This window comes from Streptomyces sp. NPDC012637 (assembly GCF_042954805.1).
Lineage (GTDB): Bacteria > Actinomycetota > Actinomycetes > Streptomycetales > Streptomycetaceae > Streptomyces.
Genome location: NZ_JBIBDS010000006.1, coordinates 547,605 through 571,658, shown reverse-complemented (window position 1 = coordinate 571,658; position 24,054 = coordinate 547,605). Strand labels below are relative to the sequence as shown.

General features: G+C 72.2%; 18 protein-coding genes. 12 read left to right on the top strand and 6 right to left on the bottom strand.

Annotated features, from left to right (window positions below; genetic code table 11):
- Positions 1-47: 47 nt before the first annotated feature.
- The 4 genes from ACFY8W_RS25630 (at position 48) to ACFY8W_RS25615 (ending at position 5,002) form a co-directional block, all read left to right on the top strand.
- Entirely contained in the window at positions 48-1,640 is a 1,593-nt protein-coding gene (locus ACFY8W_RS25630; RefSeq protein WP_391109490.1) for an FAD-dependent oxidoreductase, read from the top strand.
- 171 nt (positions 1,641-1,811) lie between these two features.
- Positions 1,812-2,840: an L-threonine 3-dehydrogenase gene (gene tdh / locus ACFY8W_RS25625; protein ID WP_391109693.1), complete on the top strand. Its 1,029-nt coding sequence runs from the start codon at positions 1,812-1,814 to the stop codon at positions 2,838-2,840.
- Between the two features lie 37 nt (positions 2,841-2,877).
- Positions 2,878-4,077 (top strand): glycine C-acetyltransferase, encoded by a 1,200-nt coding sequence (locus ACFY8W_RS25620; RefSeq protein ID WP_391109487.1) that lies wholly within the window; start codon positions 2,878-2,880, stop codon positions 4,075-4,077.
- Between the two features lie 4 nt (positions 4,078-4,081).
- Positions 4,082-5,002: a LysR substrate-binding domain-containing protein gene (locus tag ACFY8W_RS25615; RefSeq protein ID WP_391109484.1), complete on the top strand. Its 921-nt coding sequence runs from the start codon at positions 4,082-4,084 to the stop codon at positions 5,000-5,002.
- A 158-nt stretch (positions 5,003-5,160) separates the two neighbouring features.
- Here the strand turns inward: ACFY8W_RS25615 and ACFY8W_RS25610 are convergent, their stop codons facing one another.
- The gene (locus ACFY8W_RS25610; protein WP_391109481.1) at positions 5,161-6,108 is read right to left on the bottom strand and encodes a zinc-binding dehydrogenase; all 948 of its coding nucleotides are present in this window, start codon (positions 6,106-6,108) and stop codon (positions 5,161-5,163) included.
- 84 nt (positions 6,109-6,192) lie between these two features.
- Here ACFY8W_RS25610 and ACFY8W_RS25605 point away from each other — a divergent pair, with 84 nt between their 5' ends.
- Together ACFY8W_RS25605 and ACFY8W_RS25600 are read left to right on the top strand one after the other, a co-directional pair.
- On the top strand, positions 6,193-6,861 hold the full coding sequence (locus ACFY8W_RS25605) for a TetR/AcrR family transcriptional regulator C-terminal domain-containing protein (RefSeq protein ID WP_391109479.1): 669 nt from the start codon (positions 6,193-6,195) through the stop codon (positions 6,859-6,861).
- 89 nt (positions 6,862-6,950) lie between these two features.
- Positions 6,951-7,874, top strand: coding sequence for a phosphotransferase (locus ACFY8W_RS25600; RefSeq protein WP_391109476.1), 924 nt, complete (start codon positions 6,951-6,953; stop codon positions 7,872-7,874).
- 75 nt (positions 7,875-7,949) lie between these two features.
- Here ACFY8W_RS25600 and ACFY8W_RS25595 read toward each other — a convergent pair whose 3' ends face one another.
- The gene (locus ACFY8W_RS25595; RefSeq protein WP_391109473.1) at positions 7,950-9,785 is read right to left on the bottom strand and encodes a serine hydrolase; all 1,836 of its coding nucleotides are present in this window, start codon (positions 9,783-9,785) and stop codon (positions 7,950-7,952) included.
- A 171-nt stretch (positions 9,786-9,956) separates the two neighbouring features.
- Between ACFY8W_RS25595 and ACFY8W_RS25590 the strand changes: the two genes are divergently transcribed.
- The 4 genes from ACFY8W_RS25590 to ACFY8W_RS25575 all read left to right on the top strand — a co-directional run bounded on the left by ACFY8W_RS25590 (position 9,957) and on the right by ACFY8W_RS25575 (position 16,244).
- Entirely contained in the window at positions 9,957-11,066 is a 1,110-nt protein-coding gene (locus ACFY8W_RS25590; protein WP_391109471.1) for a nitronate monooxygenase, read from the top strand.
- The gene (locus ACFY8W_RS25585; protein WP_391109469.1) at positions 11,063-12,613 is read left to right on the top strand and encodes an AMP-binding protein; all 1,551 of its coding nucleotides are present in this window, start codon (positions 11,063-11,065) and stop codon (positions 12,611-12,613) included. Before ACFY8W_RS25590 ends, ACFY8W_RS25585 begins: the two co-directional genes overlap by 4 nt.
- Before the next feature lie 125 nt (positions 12,614-12,738).
- Positions 12,739-13,629 (top strand): trypsin-like peptidase domain-containing protein, encoded by an 891-nt coding sequence (locus tag ACFY8W_RS25580; protein ID WP_391109466.1) that lies wholly within the window; start codon positions 12,739-12,741, stop codon positions 13,627-13,629.
- A gap of 101 nt (positions 13,630-13,730) precedes the next feature.
- Entirely contained in the window at positions 13,731-16,244 is a 2,514-nt protein-coding gene (locus ACFY8W_RS25575; RefSeq protein ID WP_391109464.1) for a hypothetical protein, read from the top strand.
- A gap of 109 nt (positions 16,245-16,353) precedes the next feature.
- Here the strand turns inward: ACFY8W_RS25575 and ACFY8W_RS25570 are convergent, their stop codons facing one another.
- A complete protein-coding gene (locus ACFY8W_RS25570) occupies positions 16,354-16,872 on the bottom strand; it encodes a DUF664 domain-containing protein (protein WP_391109462.1) in 519 nt (172 codons plus the stop codon).
- A gap of 58 nt (positions 16,873-16,930) precedes the next feature.
- Between ACFY8W_RS25570 and ACFY8W_RS25565 the strand changes: the two genes are divergently transcribed.
- Entirely contained in the window at positions 16,931-18,037 is a 1,107-nt protein-coding gene (locus tag ACFY8W_RS25565) for a calcium:proton antiporter (protein ID WP_391109460.1), read from the top strand.
- On the opposite strand, the gene ACFY8W_RS25560 is transcribed toward ACFY8W_RS25565, so the two are convergent.
- On the bottom strand, positions 18,027-20,447 hold the full coding sequence (locus ACFY8W_RS25560; RefSeq protein ID WP_391109457.1) for a penicillin acylase family protein: 2,421 nt from the start codon (positions 20,445-20,447) through the stop codon (positions 18,027-18,029). The two genes, ACFY8W_RS25565 and ACFY8W_RS25560, sit on opposite strands and share 11 nt — an antisense overlap.
- 156 nt (positions 20,448-20,603) lie before the next feature.
- Between ACFY8W_RS25560 and ACFY8W_RS25555 the strand changes: the two genes are divergently transcribed.
- Complete coding sequence (locus ACFY8W_RS25555) at positions 20,604-22,109, top strand: fatty acyl-CoA synthetase (protein WP_391109454.1); 1,506 nt, start codon at positions 20,604-20,606, stop codon at positions 22,107-22,109.
- Positions 22,110-22,130: 21 nt separating this feature from the next.
- Here ACFY8W_RS25555 and ACFY8W_RS25550 read toward each other — a convergent pair whose 3' ends face one another.
- Both ACFY8W_RS25550 and paaK read right to left on the bottom strand, forming a co-directional pair.
- A complete protein-coding gene (locus tag ACFY8W_RS25550) occupies positions 22,131-22,511 on the bottom strand; it encodes a VOC family protein (protein ID WP_391109451.1) in 381 nt (126 codons plus the stop codon).
- Positions 22,512-22,534: 23 nt separating this feature from the next.
- A complete protein-coding gene (paaK, locus tag ACFY8W_RS25545) occupies positions 22,535-23,824 on the bottom strand; it encodes a phenylacetate--CoA ligase PaaK (protein WP_391109448.1) in 1,290 nt (429 codons plus the stop codon).
- Positions 23,825-24,054: the final 230 nt, after the last annotated feature.

The following is a 24,054-nucleotide window of genomic DNA, read 5'->3' as shown; positions in this document are numbered from 1 at the left end:
TGCGCACGGCACCTGGTGGGACCGCCACGGAGGTGTTAGCAAGAGGCATGACCGAACCCGCACCCGCATCCGCACCGGGACCCGCACCGGCCTCCGCCCCGCACGGCACCTACGACGCCGTCGTCGTCGGCGGCGGGCACAACGGCCTCGTCGCCGCCGCCTACCTCGCCCGCGCCGGGCACCGGGTCCTCGTCCTCGAACGGCTCGGGAACACCGGCGGGGCCGCCGTCTCCACAAGGCCGTTCCCCGGCGTCGACGTCCGGCTCTCCCGATACTCGTACCTCGTGTCGCTGCTCCCCGACAAGATCGTCCGCGACCTCGGACTGCGCTTCGCGGTGCGGAAGCGTTCCGTCTCCTCGTACACCCCGTACGCCGACTCCGGCCTCCTGGTGGGCGGCGGCCGGGACCGCACCCGCGCCTCCTTCGCCGCGCTCACCGGATCCGACCGCGAGCACGAGGCCTGGGAGGCCTTCTACGGCCGCACCGCCCGCGCCGCCCGCCGGATCTTCCCCACGCTCACCGAGCCGCTGCCGAGCCGCGAGGGCCTGCGCACCCTGGTCGACGACGCCGAGACCTGGGAGATGCTCTTCGAGCAGCCCATCGGCGTCGCCGTCGAGAAGCACTTCGCCGACGACCTGGTGCGCGGCGTCGTCCTGACCGACGCACTCATCGGCACCTTCGCCGACGCCCACGACCCCTCGCTGCTCCAGAACCGCTGCTTCCTCTACCACGTGATCGGCGGCGGCACCGGCGACTGGGACGTGCCCGTGGGCGGCATGGGCGCCCTCACCGACGCCCTCGCGGACGCGGCCCGCGCCGCCGGCGCGACCGTCCTCACCGGCCACGAGGTCACCCGGATCGAGACGGACGGCAGCCGCGCCGAGGTCGCCTACCGCACCGCCGAAGGCGAAGGCGTCGTCGGCGCCGGACACGTCCTGGTCAACGCCTCGCCGCAGGCGCTCGCCGGCCTCCTCGGCGAGCCGGCCCCGGCGCCCGCCGAGGGAGCCCAGCTCAAGGTCAACATGGTGCTGACCCGGCTGCCGAGGCTCCGGGACCGGGCCGTCGACCCGCGCGAGGCCTTCTCCGGCACCTTCCACATCGCCGAGGGCTACGGGCAGCTGGCCACCGCCTACGCCGACGCCGCCGCCGGACGGCTGCCCGCGGCGCCGCCCTCGGAGATCTACTGCCACACCCTGACGGACCCGAGCATCCTCGGCCCCGAGGCCGCCGCCCGCGGCTACCAGACCCTGACCCTGTTCGGACTGCACGCGCCCGCCCGGCTGTTCGCCGCCGACCCCGACGGCGCCCGCGACGCGCTCCTCAAGGCCACGCTCGACCAGCTCGACGCGTGCCTCGACGAGCCGATCGCCGACTGCCTGGCCCGGGACGCCGAGGGCCGGCCCTGCATCGAGGCCAAGTCGCCGCTCGACCTCGAGCGCGACCTGCGGCTGCCCGGCGGGCACATCTTCCACCGGGACCTCTCCTTCCCCTACGGGGAGGGACCGGGGAACCGCTGGGGCGTCGAGACCTCCCGGCCCAACGTCCTGCTCTGCGGCGCGGGCGCCGTGCGCGGTGGCGGAGTGAGCGGGGTGCCCGGGCACAACGCGGCCATGGCGGTGCTCGAACGGCTCGCAGGTTGACGCCCACGGGCATCCCGGCCAGGGGCGTGAAGCTGATCTGCGAGTGCGCTTAAGAAAACCTCGATGGACCATGGCCCTCGACCCACGGAAGACTTCCTTCCAGGGATCTTGGGCGCGTCGACGTGCCCGGAACCGGTACATCACAGGACGCGTACGTCGGGAGCCGTGACATTGAAGGCGCTGGTCAAGCACAAGGCGGAGCCGGGACTCTGGCTCACGGACGTACCCATGCCCGAGGCGGGCCCCGGTGACGTCCTGATCAAGGTCAAGCGGACCGGCATCTGCGGCACCGACCTGCACATCCGCTCCTGGGACGGCTGGGCGCAGAAGACCATCGCCACCCCGCTGACCCTCGGCCACGAGTTCGTCGGCGAGGTCGTCGAGACGGGCCGCGACGTCGCCGACATCCAGGTCGGCGACCTGGTCAGCGGCGAGGGCCACCTGGTCTGCGGCAAGTGCCGCAACTGTCTGGCCGGCCGCCGCCACCTGTGCCGGGCCACCGTCGGCCTCGGCGTGGGCCGCGACGGCGCCTTCGCCGAGTACGTGGTGCTGCCCGCGTCCAACGTCTGGGTGCACCGGGTCCCGGTCGACCTCGACGTCGCCGCGATCTTCGACCCCTTCGGCAACGCGGTGCACACCGCGCTGTCCTTCCCGCTGGTCGGCGAGGACGTCCTGGTCACCGGCGCGGGCCCGATCGGCATCATGGCCGCCGCGGTCGCCAAGCACGCCGGTGCCCGCAACGTCGTCGTCACCGACGTCAGCGAGGAGCGCCTGGAGCTCGCCCGCAAGATCGGCGTCTCGCTCGCGCTGAACGTCGCCGAGGGCACCATCGCCGAAGGCCAGCGGACCCTCGGTCTCAAGGAGGGCTTCGACGTCGGCCTGGAGATGTCCGGCAACCCGCACGCGATGCGCGACATGGTCGCCAACATGACCAACGGCGGAAAGATCGCCATGCTCGGCCTGCCCAGCGAGGACTTCTCCGTCGACTGGGCGAAGATCGTCACCTCGATGATCACCATCAAGGGCATCTACGGCCGCGAGATGTTCGAGACCTGGTACGCCATGTCCGTGCTCCTGGAGGGCGGACTCGACCTGTCGCCGGTGATCACCGGCCGCTACGACTACCGCGACTTCGAGGCCGCCTTCGACGACGCCGCCTCCGGCAAGGGCGGCAAGGTCATCCTCGACTGGACCGCCTGATCCCCTCCGGATCGTCCGAACCTCAGGAGCTTCCTTCATGTTCGATTCCGTACGCGACGACATCCGCGCCACCCTCGACGAGATCCGCGAGGCCGGGCTCCACAAGCCCGAGCGCGTCATCGGCACGCCCCAGTCCGCCACCGTCGCCGTCACCGCGGGCGGCCGCCCCGGCGAGGTGCTGAACTTCTGCGCCAACAACTACCTCGGCCTCGCCGACCACCCCGAGGTCGTCGCCGCCGCCCACGAGGCGCTGGACCGCTGGGGCTACGGCATGGCCTCGGTCCGCTTCATCTGCGGCACCCAGGAGGTCCACAAGGAGCTCGAGGCGCGCCTCTCGCGGTTCCTCGGCCAGGAGGACACGATCCTCTACTCCTCCTGCTTCGACGCCAACGGCGGCGTGTTCGAGACCCTGCTCGGGGCCGAGGACGCGGTCATCTCCGACGCCCTCAACCACGCCTCCATCATCGACGGCATCCGCCTGTCCAAGGCCCGCCGCTTCCGGTACGCCAACCGCGACATGGCCGACCTGGAGCAGCAGCTCAAGGAGGCCACCGAGGGCGGCGCCCGGCGCAAGCTGATCGTCACCGACGGCGTCTTCTCCATGGACGGCTACGTCGCGCCGCTCGACGAGATCTGCGACCTGGCCGAGCGCTACGACGCCATGGTCATGGTCGACGACTCGCACGCCGTCGGCTTCGTCGGCCCCGGCGGCCGCGGCACGCCCGAGCTGCACGGCGTGATGGACCGCGTCGACATCATCACGGGCACCCTCGGCAAGGCCCTCGGCGGTGCCTCCGGCGGCTACGTCGCGGCCCGCGCCGAGATCGTCGCCCTGCTGCGCCAGCGCTCGCGCCCGTACCTCTTCTCCAACACCCTCGCCCCGGTGATCGCCGCCGCCTCCCTCAAGGTCCTCGACCTGCTGGAGTCCGCCGGCGACCTGCGCGACCGGCTCAACGCCAACACCGAGCTGTTCCGCCGCCGGATGACCGAGGAGGGCTTCGACATCCTCCCCGGCGACCACGCGATCGCCCCCGTCATGATCGGCGACGCCGCCGTGGCCGGACGGATGGCCGAGCTGCTCCTGGAGCGCGGGGTGTACGTGATCGGCTTCTCGTACCCAGTCGTGCCGCAGGGCCAGGCCCGCATCCGCGTGCAGCTGTCCGCCGCCCACTCCACGGAGGACGTCAACCGGGCCGTCGACGCGTTCGTCGACGCGCGCGCCGCCCTGCGAGACTAGGGGCATGATCGAAGCGCGGCGGCTGCACATCCTCCGGGCGGTGGCCGACCACCGTACCGTCACGGCGGCTGCCGCCGCGCTCTACCTCACCCCCTCCGCCGTCTCCCAGCAACTCGCGGCCCTGGAGCAGGAGACCGGCCACCGCCTGGTGGAACGGAGCGCGCGGGGCGCCCGGCTCACGCCGGCCGGGGAGATCCTGCTGAGCCACGCCAACGCCGTCCTGGCCCAGCTGGAACGGGCCGAGGCCGAGCTCGCCGCGTACGGATCGGGCGAGGCCGGGACGGTGACGGTGGCGGCCTTCGCCACCGGCATCGGCCTCGTCGTGGCGCCCGCCATCGGCTCCCTCGGCCGTACCGCGCCGGGCATCCGCGTCCGCGTCCAGGACGCGGAGGGCGACGAGAGCCTGCTCATGGTCCTGGACCGGCAGGTCGACGTGGCCGTGGCCGTCGAGTACCGCGGGGCGCCGGGAGAGGACGACGCCCGGCTGACCCGGGTGCCGCTGTACGCGGAGCCGTTCGACGCCGTCCTCCCGCCGGACCACGCCCTCGCCGTCCGGGAGCGGATCGCGCTCGCGGACCTCGCGAAAGACCCCTGGATCGGGCAGTCCGCCGGCAATCCCTGCCACGACGTGACCGTCCTCGCCTGCGAGTACGCGGGCTTCGCGCCCCGCATGGAGCACGTGTCCGACGACTTCCGGGCCGTCGTCGCCCTCGCCGGCGCCGGCGCGGGCGTGGCCCTGGTACCCCGCTCCGCCCTGCGCGGCACCGACCTCACCGGCGTGGTGGTCCGCCCGGTCGACGGCGTCGCCCCCACCCGCCGCGTCTTCGCCGCGGTACGGCGCGGTGCCGAGGACCACCCGCTGATCCGGCCGGTCCTGGACGCCCTGGGCGAGGCGGCCCGGCCGGACGCCGAGCGGATTCCGTAGCGGGCCGTCCGCCGGGAGACGTGCGGTCGGGTCCGCGCCGGGTCCGCCGGATCCCCGCGTGGGGCGTGGGGGACGTCGACGCCGCCTCCGCCCTGTTCGACGAGGCCGACGACCAGGTCCTCGCCTTCGAGGAGCTCACGTCGCCGTGCCGTCGTCGACTACGGACGCACGACGACGTTCCCGACCTTGCGGCCGGTGTCGACCCGCCGATGCGCTTCGGCGATGTCGCTCAGCTCGTAGATCCGGTCGATCACGACGCGGAGCGCGCCCTCGGCGGCCAGCCCCAGCAGGAACTCGAAGTTCGCGACCCGTTCGGGTGCGGGGCCGGCGACGACGTTGCCGCGGGCGCGGATGGTGTCGCCCAGGTCCGCGACGGCCAGCAGCAGCACCCCGCCGGGGTTCAGCAGCCGCCGGCCCGAGGCGATCGAAAGGTTGCCGACGGCGTCGAGCACCACGTCGAACCGCTCGGTGACCCCGGCCAGTTCGTCGCGCGTGTGGTCGATGACCCGCGTGGCTCCCAGGCCGGCCACCAGGCCGGCGTTCGTCGTGCCGGTCACTCCGGTGACGGTCGCGCCGAAGTGCTTCGCCAGCTGGACGGCGTTGGTGCCGACCGCGCCTGACGCCCCGTTGACGCACACCGACATGCCGGGCCCCACCGAGGCCTTGTCCCGCAGGAAGAACAGCGCCGTCGAGCCCCCGAACAGCAGCCCCGCGGCGTCCTCGTGGCTCACCGCGGACGGTTTCCGCGCGAGCTTCCTCGCCGGCACCGTGACGTACTCGGCATGGGCGCCCAGTCGCATTCCGGTCATGCCGCACACCTCGTCGCCCGGCGCGAGGTCACGGACCTGCGCGCCGACGGCCACGACCTCCCCGGAGAAGGCACTGCCCAGCACCGTCCGCCGAGGGCGGAAGACGCCGAACGCCAGCCTGGCGAACGGTCCGAACCCCGCGGGAAACCGGGCCCCGCGGATGCGCGAGTCGGCCGAGGTGACCGCCGCGGCCCTGACGCGCACCAGCACCTCGTCCCTCCGGGGCGCGGGCCGTGGAACCTCGCGGATGCCGACGACGTCGGGCGCGCCGTACCGGTTGACGACTGCTGCCTGCATACGCCCCCTCCTTACGTGTGTAAGTCTGCGCCTCACGGTAGCCTTACGCACGTAAGGCAGCAAGCCCGATGCGAGAGGTTCCCCATGCCCCGGCGTCCAGCGCTCAGCCCCGACCGCATCATCGACGCCGCGGTACGGGTCGCCGACCGCGGCGGCCTCGCCCAGGTGAGCATGCGCAACGTCGGCAGGGAACTCGGCGTGGAGGCGATGTCGCTCTACCACCACCTCGCGGGCAAGGACGCGTTGCTCGACGCCCTGGCGAACTGGATCTTCACGCGGATCGAGCTGCCCGAGCCCGGGCGGCCGTGGCGGCAGGCGATGGCCGACCGGGCGGCGTCGGCGCGCGCCACCCTGGCGGCACACCCGTGGGCCCTCGGCCTCATCGGGTCGCGCCGCTCACCCGGTCCGGCCCTGCTCCGGCACCACGACTCCGTGCTCGGCTGCCTGCGCCGCGACGGCTTCCCGGTGGCGCTGGCGGCACACGCCTTCTCCGCGATCGACGCCTACGTCTACGGCTTCGTGCAGATCGAGCTCAACCTGCCCTTCGACGCCGGCGCCGACGCCGGGGCCGAGGAGTTCGTCCGCGAGATCCAGGAGCAGCTTTCCCCCGACGCCTACCCCCACCTGGTCGAGCTCATCACCGAGCAGGTCATGCAGCGGGACTACTCCCATGCCGACGAGTTCGGTTACGGCCTCGACCTCATCCTCGACAGCCTCGAATCGCACCTGGCGCACCACGCGGCATCCGACTGACGCCCGGGGCGGCCCACGGCCCGCCGTCGCCCGCACGGCCCCCGAATCCCCGTTGCCTCCCCGGCGGCCGGTGACCTACCTTCCCGATCATGCTGCCATCGGTGGAAACGGACGAAGAGTGGGACGCCGTCGTCCGCGACGAGACGGTGATGCGCCCCGGCGCGGAGGACCTCTGTGCGCGCCTCGGTCTCGCCGGCCGTCCGCTGACCCGCTTCGCGGACGGGTCGCAGCCGGTCTACGCGGTGGGCGACGACCTCGTCCTCAAGCTGTTCCCGGGGGCCGCCGCGCAGGACGGCGTCGCGGAAGGCCGCGTCCTCTCCCACGTCCAGGGGCGGCTGCCGGTGCGCACGCCGCAGGTACGGGACTTCGGCCCGTACGAGAACGGCTGGCGGTACGTCCTCATGTCCCGGCTCCGCGGCGAGAACCTGGCCGCTTCCTGGGACCGCGTGCCGCCCGGTCACCGCGAACGGCTCGTCGGCGAGATCGGTGAGTGCCTGGCCGTGCTCCACTCCCTCGACCCCGAGCCCCTCGCGGACGTCCTCGGCCCCGGGGACTGGGGCGCGTTCCTCGACCACCGGCGCGCCGGTACCGTGGACCGGCAGCGCGACCGCGGATTGCCGGAATCCTGGCTGGAACAGATCCCGGACTTCCTGGCCTCGGTCCCCCTCCCGCGCGACCCGCAGCGCTCCCTGCTGCACACCGAGGTCATGCGGCAGCACTTCCTGGTCGAGCCCGACGGGTGGCGGCTGACCGGACTGTTCGACTTCGAACCGGCCATGATCGGCGACCGCGCGTACGACTTCGTGGGCGTCGGCGTGTTCGTCACGGGCGGCGATCCGGCCCTGCTGGCCCGCCTCGCCACGGCGTACGGCCACACCTTCGCACCGCCCGAGCTGCTCGCGTACACCCTGCTGCACGTGTACAGCAACCTCCCCTGGTACATGCGGGAACTGGGCGCGCCCTCCGGAGGAACGCTGCACTCCCTCGCGGAGGCGTGGTTCGGCACGGCGTGACCTGGACGATCCAGGCCGTCTCTTCCGGATCTCGGCCGGGCACCGCGGTCCCGGGCGAGATCCGGAAGAGACGGCCTAGTCCGCCGAGGCCGCCCAGCCCACCGGTTCGACGCGGGAGCGGTCCGCCGGGCGGGCCTCATCGAAGAGCGGGCGGCCCGAGGGAGCCAGGAGGCGCAGGCCGCAGACGTAGACGCCGCGGCCGACGTAGCGGCGGTCGGTGGTGTACCGCCAGCGGAGCCGTACCGGCGCGGTCCAGGCGGACAGGTCGGCGGTGAGGTCGTGCCACTCGCGGCCCGACCAGCCGCTGACCGCGCCGCTCGGATGTTCCTCGGCGTGCGGCCGGCCGTCCCGACGGGCGGTCGTGGTGAAGGGCACCGGCGTCCAGTGGGCGCCGCCGTCGGTCGAGGCCTCCAGGACGGCGCTGTCCGTGCCGGGCTCGGTGTCCCACCACAGCGCGCAGTCCAGGCGGGCGGCGCCGGGCACCTCCGGAAGGGTGAGCGTCGCGGTGGCGGCGTTCGCCATGCCGGAGAACCATGCGCTGCGGCCCCGGGCCGGGCGGACCGGCACGGCGCGGGCCAGGGCGTCGGCGGCCGCGACCCGGGGCGCGGAGCCGGAGCGCCAGCTCCGTACCGGGTGGACGGAGTTCCCGAGCACGATGAGGAAGGCGTCGGTGGTCGGGTCGAGCACCAGGCTGGTGCCGGTGAAGCCGGTGTGGCCCGCCGTGCGCGGCGTGGCCATCGCGCCCATGTACCAGTGCTGGTAGAGCTCGAAGCCGAGGCCGTGCTCGTCGCCCGGGAAGGCGGTGTTGAAGTCGGTGAACATCAGCTCCACGGAGGCGGGGGAGAGGATGCGGGCGTCGCCGTACGCACCGCCGTTGAGCAGCGTGCGGGCGAGGACGGCGAGGTCCCAGGCGTCGGCGAAGACGCCGGCGTGGCCGGCGACGCCGCCCATGCCGTACGCGTTCTCGTCGTGCACCTCGCCCCACACCATGCCGCGGTCGAGCCCGGACCAGGGCTTGCGGGCGTCCTCCGTGGCGGCGATGCCCCTGCGCCACGAGAGCGGGGGATTGAAACGCGTGCGGTGCATCCCGAGCGGAGCGGTGATCTCGGTTCGGAGCAGGTGATCCAGAGGGTGACCGGTGATCTCCTCCAGGATCAGCTGAAGCGTGATCAGGTTCAGGTCGGAGTAGAGGTAGACGGTGCCGGGCGGGTTCGCCGGCACCTCGTTCCACAGCAGCCGCAGCCGCCCTTCCCTCGTGGGCTCCTTGTAGAGCGGGATCCAGGCCCGGAATCCCGAGGTGTGGGTGAGCAGCTGACGGACCGTGACGTCCTGCTTCCCGCCGCCGCCGAACTCCGGCAGGTACGCCGTGACCTTCTCCTCCAGGGCCAGTGCCCCGCGCTCGATCTGCTGCACCGCCAGGATCGAGGTGAACAGCTTGGAGACGGACGCCAGGTCGAAGACGGTGTCCTCGCGCATCGGGATCTGTTCGTGGGCCGGCAGCTCGACGCCCGTGTCGGACTTCTCGTCGTACGCCGCGTAGCGCACGGCCGTGCCGATCGGCCGGTGCAGTGCCACGGTCCCGCCGCGCCCCGCGAGCAGCACCGCGCCCGCGTACCACGGGTGCGTGGGGGAGGGGCGCAGATACGACTCGGCGTCCGCGACCAGACGGTCCAGGTGTCCGGGCAGCAGCCCCGCCCGCTCGGCGGAGCCGCGTCGCAGGGTCGTCCGGCGTGCCGCACCGAAGCCCGGCCCGGCCTCGCCCGCACCGCCGGCGCCGCCGGAGCCCGGTTCGGGCGCGGCCGCGGCCCCCGGCACCGTACCGATCATCAGCGCACCTCCCAGGGCGAGGACGCCGCCGCCGAACGCGCGGCGGCTCGATCCCCGGTTCCCCATCGTCGACCCGTCCGTCATGCCCACCCTCTCCCATCGCTCCTGAAAGAAAACTTCGGCCACTCCGGCAAGATCTGAAACTTTCCTACCGGAGCGGGGTGGGATCGGGGAAGCGCGCGGTACGGCAAAGAATCTGACACTGCATCAGGAAATCTCTTCCCTCGGCACACCGGCTGCGGCACCATGCCGCCCATGAAGACGGAGCTGAGTCGCACACTGGGGATCGAGCACGCCATCTTCGGCTTCACGCCCTTCCCCGCGGTGGCCGCGGCCATCACCAGAGCCGGCGGGTTCGGCGTCCTCGGCGCGGTCCGTTACACCGCCCCGGACGACCTCGCGCGCGACCTCGACTGGATGCAGGACCACACCGACGGCCTGCCCTACGGTCTCGACGTCGTCATGCCCGCGAAGAAGGTCGAAGGCGTGAGCGAGGCCGACGTCGAGGCGATGATCCCGGCGGAGCACCGCGAGTTCGTCCGCGCCACCCTGGCCAAGCACGGCGTCCCGGAACTCGCCGAGGGCGAGGCGTCCGGCTGGCGGATCACCGGCTGGATGGAACAGGTCGCCCGCAGCCAGCTCGACGTCGCCTTCGACTACCCCATCAAGCTGCTCGCCAACGCCCTCGGTTCACCGCCAGCCGACGTCGTCGCCCGCGCCCACGGCCACGGCGTCCTCGTCGCCGCCCTCGCGGGCAGCGCCCGGCACGCCCGCCACCACGCCGACGCCGGCATCGACATCGTGGTCGCCCAGGGCTACGAGGCCGGTGGCCACACCGGCGAGATCGCCTCCATGGTCCTGACGCCCGAGGTCGTCGACGCCGTCGCGCCGCTGCCCGTGCTCGCCGCCGGCGGCATCGGCAGCGGCGAGCAGATCGCCGCCGGACTCGCGCTCGGCGCCCAGGGCGTCTGGCTCGGCTCGCTCTGGCTCACCACGACCGAGGCCGAACTCCACTCCCGCGCGCTCACCGAGAAGCTGCTCGCGGCCGGCTCCGGCGACACCGTCCGCTCCCGCGCCCTCACCGGCAAACCCGCCCGGCAGCTGCGCACCGAGTGGACCGACGCCTGGGACGATCCCGCCGGGCCCGGCCCGCTGCCGATGCCGCTGCAGGGCCTCCTCGTGGCCGAAGCGGTCTCCCGGATCCAGAAGTACGAGGTCACGCCGCTGCTCGGCACGCCGGTCGGCCAGATCGTGGGCCGCATGAACACCGAGCGCAGCGTCCGGCAGGTCTTCGACGAGCTGACCCGCGGCTTCGAGGAGGCCGTCGACCGGATCAACCGCATCGCGGGAAGGGGCGAAGGATGAGCCAGGGTCCCAACGGCTTCTGGGCACAGGCCACCGCCGAGCCGGAGCGGATCGTGATCACTGCTCCGGACGGAGAGCAGTGGTCCGCCGGCCGTCTCCACACGGCGGTCAACCAGCTCGTCCACGGTCTGCGCGCGGCCGGCCTGGAGCGCGGCGACGCCTTCGCCGTCGTCCTCCCCAACGGGGTCGAGTTCTTCACCGCCTATCTGGCCGCCACCCAGGCCGGGTTCTACCTCGTGCCCGTCAACCACCACCTCGTCGGCCCCGAGATCGCCTGGATCGTCGCCGACTCCGGCGCGAAGGTCCTCGTCGCCCACGAGCGCTTCGCCGGGGCCGCCACCGCCGCCGCGGAGGAGGCGGGCCTCCCGCCGGGCCATCGCTACGCCGTCGGCGAGATCGCCGGCTTCCGCCCGTACGCCGAACTCCTCGACGGGCAGCCCGGGACCGCGCCCGCCGACCGCACCCTCGGCTGGGTGATGAACTACACCTCGGGCACCACCGGAAGGCCCCGCGGGATCCGCCGCCCGCTGTCCGGAAAGACCCCTGAGGAGACGTACCTCGGCGGTTTCCTCGGCATCTTCGGCATCAAGCCCTTCGACGGCAACGTCCATCTGGTCTGCTCGCCGCTCTACCACACGGCCGTGCTGCAGTTCGCGGGCGCCGCCCTGCACATTGGCCACCCCCTGGTCCTCATGGACAAGTGGACGCCCGAGGAGATGCTGCGGCTCATCGACGGCCACCACTGCACCCACACCCACATGGTGCCCACCCAGTTCCACCGCCTGCTCGCCCTCCCCGAGGACGTGCGCGGCCGCTACGACGTCTCCTCCATGCGCCATGCCATCCACGGCGCCGCGCCCTGCCCCGACCACGTCAAGCGCGCGATGATCGACTGGTGGGGGCACTGCGTGGAGGAGTACTACGCGGCCAGTGAGGGCGGCGGCGCCTTCGCCACCGCCGAGGACTGGCTGAAGAAGCCCGGCACCGTCGGCCGCGCGTGGCCCATCAGCGAGCTCGCGGTCTTCGACGACGACGGCGAACGCCTGCCGCCCGGGCGGCTCGGCACCGTCTACATGAAGATGAGCACCGGCGGCTTCCGCTACCACAAGGACGACGCCAAGACCGCGGCCGGTCGCATCGGCGACTTCTTCACCGTCGGCGACCTCGGCGTGCTCGACGAGGACGGCTATCTCTTCCTCCGCGACCGCAAGATCGACATGATCATCTCCGGTGGAGTCAACATCTACCCCGCCGAGGTCGAGGCCGTGCTGCTCGCCCACCCCGCCGTCGCCGACGCCGCCGCCTTCGGCATCCCGCACGCCGACTGGGGCGAGGAGGTCAAGGCCGTCGTCGAGCCGGCCGACGGTCACGAGCCCGGTCCCGCGCTCGCCGCCGCGATCCTCGCCCACTGCGAGCGCCTCCTCGCCGGGTACAAGCGTCCCAGGTCCGTCGACTTCATCGGGCACATGCCGCGCGATCCCAACGGCAAGCTCTACAAGCGCCGTCTGAGGGACCCGTACTGGGAGGGGCACGACCGGCCGCTGTGACGGCGGCGGTCGATCGCTTCCAGCCAACAGGGCACGCGTACTTGTCAGTCGGGGCAACCCCTTTCGAGAATGCTCATGACAACCGAAGGATCTTCGGTTGCATCGTCATCAGAGGGGACCCCCACATGAACAAGCCTCTCGTCGGTGCCCTGCTCGCCCTGCTCCTCACGGGAGCGGCGGCGGCCCCGGCCATGGCGTCCGCACCCCGGGACGCGGTCGCGCAGGCTCCGGCCCCCGCGGAGCGGAGCGGGCAGACGGCGACCCGGCCCACGGCCGGGGCCTCCGCAGTGGACTTCGCCGGCACGGTCGCGCTCAGCAACTGCTCCGGATCCCTGGTCCGCATGCCCGGCTCCCAGCCAGGCGACCCCGCGCTCGTCCTCTCCAACGGACACTGCCTGGAGACCGGTTTCCCCGCGGCCGGCGAGGTCGTCGTGAACCAGCGCTCCAGCCGCTCCTTCTCGCTCCTGAACGGGTCCGGCACGAAGGTCGCCACGCTGCGCGCAGACCGGATCGCGTACGCCACCATGACCGACACGGACGTGTCGATCTACCGGCTGACCAAGACGTACGCGCAGATCCAGAGCCAGTACGGCATCGGCGCCCTGACCCTCGACGCCGCCCACCCGACCCAGGGCACGCCCATCACGGTGGTCTCCGGATACTGGAAGCGGACCTACAGCTGCAACATCGACGGGTTCGTCTACCGCCTCAAGGAGGGCGACTGGACCTGGAAGGACTCGGTCCGCTACACCTCCTCCTGCAACACCATCGGCGGCACCTCGGGCTCGCCCGTGATCGACACGACCACCGGCAAGGTCGTCGCCGTGAACAACACGGGCAACGAGGACGGCCAGAGCTGCACCGTGAACAACCCCTGCGAGATCGACCAGAACGGCACCGTGACGGTCCGTCAGGGCATCAACTACGCCCAGCAGACCTACACGATCGTCCCGTGTGTCGGCCCCGGCAACGTGATCGACCTGAACCGCGCGGGCTGCGCCCTGCCGAAGCCCTGACGCCCGACGCGGAACCCGTCACCTCACCCGGCACTCTTCCTTCTCGGTCCACCCGAGGTGTCCATGACCAAGGACAGACCTCCTCAGAGAAGGAAGGCACGATGCTCGGACAGAGATTCAGGTCGGCGCTCACCGCGCTGGCCGTCGTTCTCATGGCCGGCGGGCTCGTGGCGACCACGCCACGGCCCGCCCAGGCCGACGAACCACCCCTCCCCCTGCCCGTCCCCTCCTGCGAGCCGGGCCCCTGGTACGTGAGCAAGCACTACGAGGAGTTCGCACCGGCCGACGGCCCCTGGCGGGTGGCGCCCGGAGACAACCTCGAGGTGACCGTCACCAAGTCCCGCACCATCGAGGTCGGTGCCCAGCTCACCGCCGGAGTCTCGGCCGAATGGGTCGTGGCCAAGGCCAACGCCGAGCTCAGCCTCAGCACGAAGGTCTCGTGGACGAGTTCGGTGGGCCTGAAGACCAACACCACGTCCCCCGCCCACGAGATCACCTACGTCTCCTACGGCGTCTTCACCGAACGCGTCTTCCTGATGCGCAACTGGTACCCGGCCGGGTGCAACGTGGGCTGGCCGTACACCCTCGACAGCTTCAAGAGCGCGATGTGGGTGCAGCTCCCGAAGAGCGAGGGCTTCAAGAAGGTCACGCAGTCCACGGGGCGCGGTGGCCAGGGGACGCCCGGTACGACCAACCCGCCCATGCCCCCGCAGCCGCAGCCGGTGACGTCGGTCCACGGTCTGGGCGACGGCACGCTCCTGCACACCACGGACACCAGGCGCATCTACAAGATGGTCGGCGGCGCACCCGTCTGGCAGGCCACCTGTGACGGCGGCATCTGCGACTCCCAGCCGCGCCCCACCTCCCAGTCGGTCATCGACGCGGGTCCCAAGGCACCGCGCAACGGCTCGTCGGCCATCGACCAGCGCGGCCGCGTGTACATCTTCGTCGGCGGTGCGCCCCTGCACCAGTCGCACTGCAACTCCCCGGTCAACTGCGGCCGTCCGCCGAAGATCTCCGACTGGTCGATCGACGCCCGCGACCACATGAACCGGGCCCCGGCCGACGGCAGTCTGGTCCAGGGCTGGAACGCCGGCAACGCCACGCCCGTCGCCCAGACCGTCGGCGGCGCGCGCCTCAACTTCGCCTCGCCGCAGGAGGTGATCGACACCGGGTTCGGCACCGACTGGCCCTCCAAGGTCGTCATCGTGTCGGACTACTCGTTCAACAACCTCGGAACGATCCCCGCGGACGGCACGCTCGTCCAGGGCACCGGCGGCGGCGCGTCGACTCCGGTGGCCATGTTCGTGGCAGGGTCGCGCATCAACTTCGCCTCGCCCGAGGAAGTGGTCGAGACCGGATACGGGACCAACTGGCGCGAGAAGGTGCGCGCGATCCCGAGCCGTGTCTTCAACGAGTTCCCTGCCGACATCCCGCCGGACGGCTCGCTCGTCCAGGGCATCGCCAACGGCGTGCCGACCCCCGTGGCGATGATGCTCGGCGGCGCGCGCATCAACTTCGCCAGCCCGCAGGAGGTCATCGACTCCGGCTTCGGCACCGACTGGCAGAGCAAGGTGCGGACGGTGCCGGTGCGCGCGTTCAACATGATCCGGGCCGACGTGCCCGACGACGGCACGCTGGTCCAGGGCACCGGCGGGAGTTCGCCCGTCGCCGCGATCATCGGCGGCGCCCGGGTCAACTTCGCCTCGCCGCAGGAGGTCGTCGACTCCGGCTTCGGTGCCGACTGGGCGTCGAAGGTCCGTGCACTGCCCGGCCGGGCGTTCAGTCTGATCCCCGACCGGATCGGGGACGGCACACGGGTGAAGAAGGCCGGTGCCACCTCGCAGGCGGGCATCGTCGGTGGGGCGAAGGTGCCCTTCGCGTCGATGGACGAGCTGATCGCCTGCGGATTCGGGGGCAAGCGGATGTGGACCGTGCCTGACCGGGTGTGGGACGCGCTCACGACGAAGATCGGGGACGGCACGCGCATCAAGAAGAGCGGGTCTCCTTCGGAGGCCGCGGTGGTCGGCGGTGCCAGGGTCGACTTCCACACGGAGGCCGAACGCAACGACGCCGGCTACGGCGCTGTGACGCTCCAGGTCGTCCCCACCCGCGTGTGGGACGCGATGACCACGAGGATCGCGGACGGCACCCGCATCGCGAAGAGCGGGTGGTCCTCGGAGGCCGCGGTGGTCGGCGGTGCCAGGGTCGACTTCCACACGGAGGCCGAACGTAACGACGCCGGTTACGGCAGCAGGCCCCGGCAGGTCGTGCCCGTCCGCGTGTGGGACGCGATGACGACCAGGATCGCCGACGGGACCCGGCTCAAGGACGCCGGCTCGCCGAGCCAGGGAGCGGTCGTGGGCGGGGCGAAGGTCCCGTTCTCCAGCATGGCGGAGCTGACGGCGAGCGGGTACGCGGACGTTCCCATGCAGGTGGTGCCGAACCGCGTCTGGAAGGCGCTGCCCACGCAGTTCGGCGACGGCACCCGGCTGAAGTCACCCGATTCGCCCGCCGTCTGGCTGATCACCGGGGGACGCCGGACCCCGACGGACGTGACCACCGGGGTGTGGACGGTTCCGCAACGGGTGATCGACGCCGTACCGCTCGCCTGACCTGACCTGACCTGACCTGACCTGACCTGACCTGACCGGTCTGACCGGTCAGACCGCGTACGCGCACGAAGGCCGCCCGGCACACGCCGGGCGGCCTTCCGGTGTCCGGTCAGCGTCCGACCGCGCCGTCCGCCTGCTCCCGCAGGATGTCGGCGTGGCCCGCGTGGCGGGCCGTCTCCTCGATCATGTGGACGAGGATCCAGCGCAGCGAACGGTGGATCCCGGAGGGATGCGTCGTGCGGGCGGCGAGGCTCTCCAGGTCCGGGCAGGCCGCGACGATCGCGTCGGAGCGCCGGCCGGCCTCCCGGTAGGCGGCGAGCAGCCCCTCCGGGTCGTCCGCCTCGGTCACCTCCATGCCGAAGTCCGGGATCGGCTCGTCCGCACCCTCGAACGCGTACACGAACCAGAAGGTCTCCGCCGCCGTCAGGTGCTTCACCAGACCGAGCAGATTGGTGCCCGAGGCCACCCCGGGCGTCCGAGCCCGGTCGAAGTCGATGCCCTCGGCCTTGGCGGCCACCGCCTCCCGAAGGTACCCGAGGAAGGCGACGAGCGTCGAACGCTCGTCCGCCCCACCGTGCGGTGGGCCGACGTCTCCCCTTGCGGGTATGGGTACTTGAGTTTCCGTCATGCCCGCACCCTACGCGGTGCACCCGATCCCTTCATGCCGTTATGGCAGGATTCAGGGCATGAGTTCGACGACGGCAGGACTGACACGACAGTGGACCACCTGGGGACCGGTGGTCGCGGCCGCCGGCCTCGCCGCCGGCTGGGGCCGCGATCTGCCCGGCTTCGCGGTGGGCCTCGTCGCGGTCCTCCTCTTCGCCGCCGTCCTGGCCGCCGTCCACCACGCGGAGGTCGTCGCCCACCGCGTCGGCGAACCGTACGGCTCCCTCGTGCTCGCGGTCGCCGTCACCGTCATCGAGGTCGGACTCATCGTCACGCTGATGGCCGGCGGCGGCGAGAAGACCGCCACCTACGCCCGCGACACCGTCTTCGCCGCCGTCATGATCACCTGCAACGGCATCGTCGGTCTCTCCCTGCTCGTCGCCGCGCTGCGCAACCGCGTCGCCGTCTTCAACGCCGAGGGCTCCGGCGGCGCCCTCGCGACCGTCTGCACGCTCGCGACGATGACCCTTGTCCTGCCGACGTTCACCACGAGCCACCCCGGGCCCGAGTTCTCCACCGCCCAGCTGGCCTTCGCCGCCGTCGCCTCGCTCTGCCTCTACGGCGTGTTCGTCGCCGTGCAGACCGTCCGGCACCGCGACTACTTCCTCCCCGTACCGCGACCGGGCCAGGAGGGCCGGGAGTCGGAGGACGACCACGCCGCGCCGCCGACCGCCCGCGAGACCTGGTTCAGCCTCGGACTGCTCGTGGTCGCCCTCGTCGCCGTCGTCGGCAACGCCAAGCTGGTCTCGCCCACCATCGAGGACGGCGTCGAGTCCGCCGGCCTGCCGAAGGCCGTGGTCGGCGTCGTCATCGCCCTGATGGTGCTGCTGCCCGAGACCCTCGCGGCCGTGCGCGCGGCCCGCCGGGACCGGATGCAGACCAGCATGAACCTGGCCTACGGCTCCGCGATCGCCAGCATCGGCCTCACGATCCCGTCGATCGCCCTCGCCTCGATCTGGCTGGAGGGGCCCCTCGTCCTCGGCCTGGGCCCCCTCCACATGGTGCTGCTCGTGCTCACCGCCGTGGTGAGCGCCCTGACCGTGGTGCCCGGACGGGCCACGCTCCTCCAGGGCGGCGTCCACCTCTCGATCTTCGCCGCCTTCGTCTTCCTGTCGTTCAGTCCCTGACCACCACCACGCGCAGCGCCGGCGAGCGCAGGATGTCCTTCTCGCAGAAGCGCGCGGTCACCCAGCGCTCACCCGCGTACAACCGCGTCTGGTCGCTGTAGTGCGGCGAGTTCGGGTCGGAGGACTGGGAGTACGTCAGCAGGGTCCGCGCCACCGGGCAGCGCCCGCCGTCCCAGCCCACCGCCTGCACATGGCTCGTGCCGTGCGCGACCTCCGTGTAGCCGCCGCCCGCCGGGTTCCACACCGGCTCCGTCTTGTTCCAGATGCCCAGCGACTCCGTGCCGCCGCCCACCGGGATGCGCGCCCCGTTCCGCACCACGAACTGGTGCCGGCCGAGCGGTGCGTCGAGGGCGATCCCCGCCGCCCGCAGCTCCGCCACCGCGTCCCTCAGAGCCTGCGCGAAGGCGGGGGAACCGGTGTCGAGGGTGTGCGGGGTGCGTACCGGGTCGGCCGCCGAGAACGGCACCTTCCACAGGTCGGCCGGCTTCACCGTCCCCGTGAACCTCCGCCAGAACCGGTCGAAGAGCAGCGCGCCCCGGCTGCCGGCGTCCACCGTCCGGTCCCAGGCGCCGATCACCCGGCACGCCTCGGGATCGTCGGCGAGCACGGCAGCGCAGGCCTTCGCCGCGTCGGCCGCAGCCAGGTCACCGGCCGGTGCCCGGTTCGCGAACTGCTGGCGCTGCAGATCCGCCACCGTCAGCCCGCCGCGGCCGGCCATCGCCGCCACGTCCTCCACGGCGCCGCGCGTGCGCAGCGAACGCGGGGTCCCGACGGTGCCGAAGATCCGCTCGTAACCGGTCACCGGCCGGTCGGCGTTGGCCAGCCAGGCGCTGTCGTTGGAGTTCTCCACGTACGGAGCGTCCGCCAGGACCGGCATCCGGGCCGGTCCGAAGACGCCCGGCTGCACCGCGTCCGGGTCCGAGCCGAGCGCGCAGTCGCCGCGCGCGCCGTCGAGGACGGCGACGCCGGACGCCGGATACGTGGCCCGGCCGAGCGGCGTGGCGCAGCGCTGTGCGAGCTCGTCGGTGACCCGCGGCAGCACCTGCGCCTGGGTGAACAGGGTGTGCCCGGCGGCGTCGGCGGCGACGGTGTTCACCCACGGCAGGCCCTGGGTGCGCCGCAGCGCCTCCGCCATGTCCGCCGTGGAGCGGGACTTCGCGAAGCCGAGGGCGGTGTCCGAGGCCCTGAGGTTGGCGGCGTTGGGGTCGTTGAGCGCGAAGGCCGTCGTCGCCGTCCACGGCAGCGGCAGGCCCGCGCCGAGGCCGGTGACGACCGGCCCGTACCGCGTCCACCACTGGGTACGGGTGACCGGGGCGCCGTCCTTGACGGCGACGGTGACCGTGCGCGGGTTCATCCGCTCGGGCCTGCCGTCGACCAGGTACGCCGTGGGGTCGGCCGGGTCGAGCGTCAGCTGGTGCAGGCTGAACGGGACTCCGGTGGCGACGGTGTGGCTCCAGGCGACCTTGTCGTTGAAGCCGATGTTGACGACGGCGGTGCCGAGCAGGGAGGCGCCGGAGACGTTCAGCTCGCCCGGGATGGTCTGCTGCGACTGCCAGAAGCGGCGGCCGCCCTGCCACGGGTAGTGCGGGTTGCCGAGCAGCAGACCCCGCCCGTTCGCGGTCGTGCTCCCCTGGAACGCGACCGCGTTGGAGCCCATCGTCGCGTTCTCGGCGGCGAGGAGCGCGCGGGCGGCCTCGGCCGTGCGGGCGGGATCGGGGACCTCGGTGCCGGTGCCGGCGCCGGCGGTGGTGCCTGTGGCGGTGGCGGCCGGGGGCCGGGCCGCCGTGATGCCCTCCACGCCCCGGCCCTGGCCGCCGAGGACGGACACCGCCCAGCCGCGCCGCGCCACGTCGAGCTCGGTGACCGGCCGGACCCACGCGGCACCCGCGCAGGCCGGATCGGTGATCCGGTTCTTCCGCAGCCAGGCGTTGTAGCCGGCCGCCCAGCCCCGCATCAGCTCCTTCAGCTGCCGGCTCGGACCGGCCGGGGCGGGCGTGGCCAGCAGTGCCTCGACCGTGCCCGCGTCCTTGGCCCCGCGGAAGAACAGGTCGCTGGAGAGGTTCTTCGTCGCCGACGACAGGGAGCCGTCGGGCGCGCCGTCCGCGCCGAACCAGCGGGAGCGCTCGCCGCCGACCGTCACGAACCCGTCGGCGAGGACGCAGACCTGGTCGGCGGCCTGCGCCCAGCCGGTGCCGAAGCCCAGGTCCGCGTAGTCCTTGGCGACGATGTGCGGAATGCCGTACTCGGTGTACCGGATCACGGCCGACAGGCCGCGGTCGGAGGAGTGGTGGCTCCGGTCGCCCGCGTCGGCGACGGCCGCCGCGGGCAGCGAGGCGGTGACGGTGGCGAGGGCCGCGCCGAGCAGCGCGAGGTGTTTCAGCCGGGCCGGGAACAGGGTGCGGAAATGCAACGTGCCTCCCAACGAGCATGCGTGGAATGCGGGTTGGGCCATCCAGGCAGTCAAGCGCTTGCTCTGTCAACATCCCGTTCGGTATCCGAGGTGCGCGGGGACGCGAAGGGCGACGGGTACTTGACCGGCCGCCCGGCCCCGCCGAGGATCCCAGCCATGGACGAACGACGACTGCTCTCCCGTACCGTCGACGGCGTGCTGCGCGAGAGCGCCCGGCGCGTCCCGGACCGTACCGCCGTGCGCTACGGCGAGCGCGCCTGGACGTACGCCGAGCTGGACGCCGCCGTCTCGACCGCCGCGGCCGTCCTGCGGCAGCTATGGGGCCTGCGGGAACACGACCGCGTGGCGACCTACGCCCACAACTCCGACGCCTACCTCGTCGCGTTCCTCGCCTGCTCGCGCGCCGGTCTCGTCCACGTGCCGGTCAACCACCACCTCACGGGTGACGACCTCGACTATGTCCTGCGCCAGTCCGGCAGTTCGCTGGTCCTCGCCGATCCGGCCCTCGCCGGCCGGGTGCCCGACGGCTTCCGCGTACGGGCCCTGCGCGACACCGACGACTCGTTCCTCGCGGCGCTCGCCGCGGCCGAGCCGTACGACACGGACCACGACGCCCGCGATCTCGTCCAGCTGCTCTACACCTCGGGCACCACGGCCCTGCCCAAGGGCGCGATGATGACCCACCGCGCCCTGGTGCACGAGTACGCGAGCGCGATCGACGCCCTCGACCTGCACGAGGACGACCGGCCGGTGCACTCGCTCCCGCTGTACCACTCGGCGCAGATGCACGTCTTCCTGCTGCCGTACCTCGCGGTGGGCGCCGAGAACACCATCGTCGACGGACCCGACCCCGCGCTCCTCTTCGAACTGACCGAGAACGGTCGCTGCGACAGCCTGTTCGCGCCCCCGACCGTCTGGATCGGGCTCGCCAACCACCCCGAGTTCGCCACCCGCGACCTGTCCGCCCTCCGCAAGGCCTACTACGGCGCCTCGATCATGCCCGTACCGGTCCTGGAAGGCCTGCGCACCCGGCTGCCCGCCCTGCGCTTCTACAACTGCTTCGGCCAGTCCGAGATCGGGCCCCTCGCCACCGTCCTCGGCCCCGACGAGCACGAGGGCCGGATGGACTCCTGCGGCCGCCCGGTGCGCCACGTCGAGGCGAGGGTCGTGGACGAGGACGGCAAGGACGTGCCCGACGGCACGCCCGGTGAAGTCGTCTACCGCTCCCCGCAGTTGTGCACCGGCTACTGGGACAAGCCGGAGGAGACGGCGGAGGCCTTCCGCGACGGCTGGTTCCGCTCCGGCGACCTCGCCGTCCGCGACGCCGAGGGCTACTTCACGGTCGTCGACCGGGTCAAGGACGTCATCAACTCCGGGGGCGTCCTGGTCGCCTCGCGCCAGGTCGAGGACGCCCTTTACACCCATCCGGCGGTCGCCGAGACGGCGGTCGTCGGCCTCCCCGACGACCGCTGGATCGAGGCGGTCACCGCCTTCGTCGTCCCGCGCGCAGACGTCACCGAGGACGAACTCCTCGCCCACGCACGCGAGAAGCTCGCCCACTTCAAGGCCCCGAAGCGGGTGTTCCTGGTCGACGAGCTGCCCCGCAACGCCAGCGGCAAGATCCTCAAGCGCGAACTGCGGGACCGCTTCGGCGCCTCGTGACCGGCCGGCGGCCGGGGAGCGTCAGCCTTCGCGCTCCTCCATCACACAGAGGATGTTCCCCTCGCTGTCCTTGAACCAGGCGCCCCGCATCGTGTCCGTCTCGGCCACGCCGTCCACCGTCTTGAGGCCGGGCATGTCGTAGTCCTCGAACGTGACGCCCTTGGAGCGCAGCTCCTTCATCTCGGCGTCGAGGTCGGCGACCTTCCAGCTGGCGAGGGTGTGCTGGGCCTGGCCGCCGTAGGGCGTCTCGTACAGACCGATGGTCGTGCCACCGGTCTCGAACCTGGTGTCCTCGGGTGACTCCTTCGTGAGCGGAAGGCCGAGGGTCTCGGTGTAGAAGCGCTTGGCTCGGGCCAGATCGTTCACCGGAATGATCGCGGCTATGGGGGAGTCCGCCAGCATCGCTACCACCTCCTCCCTCCAGGCTACGCGTGGTCCCGCAGGTCGACGATCCGCCTGATCTTGCCCACCGAGCGTTCCAGCGTCTCCGGGTCGACCACCTCCACCGCGACCGAGACGCCGATGCCGTCCTTGACGGCCGTCGCGATCGCGCGGGCCGCCTCCGAGCGCTGCTCGAGCGTGGCGTCCGGGCGGGCCTCCGCCCGTACGGTGAGCGCGTCGAGCCGGCCCTCCTTCGTCAGACGGAGCTGGAAGTGCGGCGCCACGGCGGGCGTGCGCAGGACGATCTCCTCGATCTGGGTGGGGAAGAGGTTCACGCCCCGCAGGATGACCATGTCGTCGCTGCGGCCGGTGACCTTCTCCATGCGCCGGAAGACCCGTGCCGTGCCGGGCAGCAGCCGGGTCAGGTCGCGGGTGCGGTAGCGCACCACCGGCATGGCCTCCTTGGTCAGGGACGTGAAGACCAGCTCGCCCTCCTCCCCGTCCGGCAGCACCTCGCCGGTGATCGGGTCGACGATCTCCGGGAGGAAGTGGTCCTCCCAGATGTGCAGCCCGTCCTTGGTCTCCACGCATTCCTGGGCGACGCCCGGGCCCATGACCTCGGAGAGCCCGTATATGTCGACGGCGTCGATCGCGAAGCGCTCCTCGATCTCCCGGCGCATCTCCTCGGTCCACGGCTCGGCACCGAAGATGCCGACCTTGAGGGAGGTGCCGCGCGGGTCGACGCCCTGCCGCTCGAACTCGTCGAGCAGGGTGAGCATGTACGAGGGCGTCACCATGATGATGTCGGGCCTGAAGTCCTGGATCAGCTGGACCTGGCGGGCCGTCATGCCGCCCGAGGCGGGGATCACCGTGCAGCCGAGCCGCTCCGCGCCGTAGTGCGCGCCGAGACCGCCGGTGAACAGCCCGTACCCGTACGCCACGTGGACCTTGTGGCCGGGCCGGCCGCCGGCCGCGCGGATGGAGCGGGCCACCACGTCCGCCCAGGTGTCGAGGTCCCGCTCGGTGTAGCCGACGACGGTGGGGCGGCCGGTCGTGCCGCTGGAGGCGTGGATGCGGCGGATCTCGGACTGGTCGACGGCGAACATGCCGAAGGGGTACTGCTCGCGCAGGTCGGTCTTGGCGGTGAAGGGGAAGCGGGCCAGGTCGGCCAGCGAGCCGCAGTCATCGGGCCGTACGCCGGCCCCGTCGAAGGACTGCCGGTAGAACGGCACGTTGTCGTAGGCGTGGCGCAGGGTCGCGCGCAGCCGCTCCAGCTGGAGGGCCTCCAGCTCGTCGCGCCCGAGCCGCTCGCCCGCGTCCAGCTGACCACTCATGCGCCACTCCTTCGACCGCACACCGTCGGGCCCGGAACGGCCGCGCCACCGTCGTAAAACGGGCGACCGATCATTCGGTTGATCCTTGCGAGGCAAGTAAATCCGGCCGTACCCCGGGCTTGGCAAGAGGCCGGGACGGGTTTTCTTCGCCGATGATCACTGTTGACCGGCTCTGGCGGCGCGATCACACAATCGGGTGCGATTGTCCCGGCAGGAGCGGGATCCGGGCC